This window comes from Micromonospora echinofusca (assembly GCF_017614955.1).
GTDB classification, from domain to species: Bacteria; Actinomycetota; Actinomycetes; order Mycobacteriales; family Micromonosporaceae; genus Micromonospora; species Micromonospora echinofusca_A.
This window is the reverse complement of sequence record NZ_WVUH01000549.1, coordinates 1-2941: the sequence shown is the minus strand read 5'-3', so window position 1 is coordinate 2941 and position 2941 is coordinate 1. Positions and strand designations below refer to the sequence as shown.

The 2941-nt window shown below is 72.2% G+C and carries 4 protein-coding genes; 3 read left to right on the top strand and 1 reads right to left on the bottom strand.

Features of this window, described 5'->3' with window-relative positions:
- Positions 1–29: 29 nt before the first annotated feature.
- On the bottom strand, positions 30–653 hold the full coding sequence (locus GSF22_RS32510) for a GOLPH3/VPS74 family protein (protein WP_208817739.1): 624 nt from the start codon (positions 651–653) through the stop codon (positions 30–32).
- A gap of 154 nt (positions 654–807) precedes the next feature.
- Here GSF22_RS32510 and GSF22_RS32505 point away from each other — a divergent pair, with 154 nt between their 5' ends.
- The 3 genes from GSF22_RS32505 to GSF22_RS32495 form a co-directional block, all read left to right on the top strand.
- Complete coding sequence (locus GSF22_RS32505; RefSeq protein ID WP_208817738.1) at positions 808–1650, top strand: helix-turn-helix domain-containing protein; 843 nt, start codon at positions 808–810, stop codon at positions 1648–1650.
- Between the two features lie 41 nt (positions 1651–1691).
- The gene (locus tag GSF22_RS32500; protein ID WP_208817737.1) at positions 1692–1895 is read left to right on the top strand and encodes a DUF397 domain-containing protein; all 204 of its coding nucleotides are present in this window, start codon (positions 1692–1694) and stop codon (positions 1893–1895) included.
- 58 nt (positions 1896–1953) lie between these two features.
- Positions 1954–2941 (top strand): DEAD/DEAH box helicase (locus tag GSF22_RS32495; protein WP_280117021.1); only part of this gene is annotated, 988 nt, incomplete at its 3' end.

Below are 2941 nucleotides of genomic sequence, written 5' to 3'. Positions count from 1 at the left end.
GGGTGGGGCGGCGGGCCGGGGAGCGCGGGCTACTGCCGCAGCACGGCGGCTCCGACGGCCGCCTCGGTGTGCATGACGAGTTCCTTCAGGGGCGGCGGCAGGGCGGCGATCAGCACGCTGAGCCGGTGGTGGGCCCGGGGGCCGGCCGCCCAGAGCACCTCGCGGGTCAACCCGGTCGCGGTGACCAGCCCGAACAGCAGGCCGTCCGGCACGGTCGGCGGATCGGGGCGGTCCAGCAGGTCCCGCAGCCGGGTGGCGGGCCAGGCCGCCGCGTTGATGTCCACCGGGACGTAGGCCACCGAGGTACGCAGCAGCCGCCGGGACTCCTCCCGGCGCACCGTCCCGTTGCGGGTCATCCGCTCCCCCACCGAGCCGGCCGCGCTCTGGGCGAGGAAGTTCAGCCAGGTACGCACCGCCTGGTGCTCCGGCTCGTGGACGATGTGGTCGAGCACGGTGTGCGCGAGCGCGTCGGCGGGCGGCCGGCGGTCGACCAGGGTGACCAGGCCGGCGCCGAGCGAGATGTGTCCGGAGAGGACGAGCTCACCGAGCAGGGCCGCGGCGAGCCCGAGCCCGGTCGCCACCGGGTTGAGCCGGGGCCGGCCGGCACGACTGTCGTGGTGCGCGATGAGAAAGAACTCGTCGGCGAGTTGCAACGGTCCTCCTCGACCGGACACATCGGAGATCGACGCCCGAGAAAGGATGCACCGCAGGTGCCGGCAATGCAACTCCCGGATCCGTTGGTTGCAGCGCGGAACATTCCCCCAGGGGCCGGCGGCTGTCGATCTTGCGCATGTCAGACTCGTGGTCGTGACCGCCAGCCCGACCGTCCGCCGCCGCCGTATCGCCCGGGAACTGCGTCACCTCCGGGAACGCACCGGCATGACCCTCGACCAGGCCGCCCGGCAGTTGGACATGTCCAAGAGCAACCTGTCCCGGATCGAGAACGCCCAGATCGGCATCAAGCCCCGGGACGTCCGCGCCGCCCTCGCCCTCTACCAGGTGACCGGGGAGGACGCCGAGGCGCTCATCGAGATCGCCCGGGGCGCCCAGCAGCGCGGCTGGTGGCAGAACTACAGCGACGTACTGCCCGAGTGGTTCGAGTTCTACGTCGGCCTGGAGGCCGAGGCGGCCACCCTGCGGACGTACGAGGCCGAGTCGGTGCCCGGGCTGCTGCAGACCGAGGAGTACGCCCGCGCGATCTACCGGCTGACCGCCGGCGAGGACGGGGTGGACCGGAAGGTCGCCGCCCGGATGCAGCGGCAGGAGGTGCTGCACCAGAAGCAGCCGGTACAGCTGTCCGTGGTGCTCAACGAGGCGGTACTCCGGCGGCCGGTGGGTGGCGCAGCCGTGATGAGAGATCAACTTCGACAGATGCTTGACATTAGTCAACTACCTAACGTTACCATTCAGGTACTTCCATTCGCGGCTGGTGGTCATCCGGCCATGACCACGCCGTACGTCATCCTCGGCTTCGCCGACGCCGCCGAGGAACCAGTGGTTTACCTGGACAACCTCACGATGGGGTTGGCTCTGGAGGAAGCCGCGCACGTGCACGGGTATACCCTTGTCCACGAGAAGTTGAGCCGGATGGCACTGACCCCGGAGGACTCCGCAACCTACCTGGAGGCCGCTTCTCGTTACTTTGCGTGACCGGTTGGCGGCACGCCCACCGGGATGACGAGAGGTACCACATGATCCCGCACGACCCGGTCCCCGGTGCCTGGCGCACCAGCAGCCGCAGCAGCGGCAACGGCAACTGTGTGGAGGTCGCCGCCGGGTCGACAGCGGTGGCCGTCCGGGACAGCAAGGACCGTGGTGGACCGGTACTCGCCTTTCCGGCCGCGTCGTGGCGGAGCTTCCTCGCCGGGCTGGACCGGTTGACGACACCGCGCTAGGCAGGGGTGTTAAGAAGGGGCCCTTCCTATACCGAAAACGTTAAGAAGGGGCCCTTCCTTGCACCTGCCTGAGCTGCCGGTGACCCGGGTGCTCCCGAGCCTGGTCGACGCGCTGCGCACCGGGGGTACGGCGGTGCTGGTGGCCCCGCCGGGTACCGGCAAGACCACCCTCAGCCCGCTGGTGCTGGCCGGGGCGGTCACCGGGACGGTGGTACTGGCCGCACCGCGTCGGGTGGCCGCCCGGGCGGCGGCACACCGGATGGCCGCCCTGCTCGGCGAACGGGTCGGTGGGACGGTCGGCTACGCGGTACGCGGTGACCGACGGATCGGTCCGGCCACCCGGATCGAGGTGGTGACCACCGGTCTGCTGGTCCGGCGGCTGCAACACGACCCGGAACTGCCCGGCACCTCGGTCGTCCTGCTCGACGAGTGCCACGAGCGGCAGCTCGACGCCGACCTGGCGCTGGCGTTCACGGTGGAGGCGCGGGCCGCACTCCGGCCGGACCTGTGGCTGGTGGCGATGTCCGCGACCGCCGAGGCGGACCGGTTCGCCGAGCTGCTCGGTACGGCGACCGGTCCGGCGCCCGTACTGCGGGCCGACGGGGCGCTGCACCCGGTCACCACGGTCTGGGCGCCGCCACCGGCCGGACCGGCACGGGCCGGTACCCGCCCCGGCGGGCGGACCGGGTCACGGGTCGATCCCGCGCTGCTCGACCATGTCGCGGCCACGGTCCGGCGGGCCCTGCACGAGCGGGACGGGGACCTGCTGGTCTTCCTGCCGGGTGCGGCGGAGATCGCCGGGGTGGGCGGCCGGCTGGCCGGGTTGACGGACACCGTGGACCTGGTCACCCTGCACGGACGCCAGTCCGGCCGGGACCAGGACGCGGCGCTGCGGCCCGGCCCGCGCCGCCGGGTGGTGCTGGCCACCTCGGTCGCGGAGAGCAGCCTGACCGTGCCGGGGGTCCGGGTGGTGGTCGACGCGGGGTTGAGCCGGGTGCCCCGGGTGGACCTGGGGCGTGGCCTGGGTGCCCTGGTCACCGTGCCGG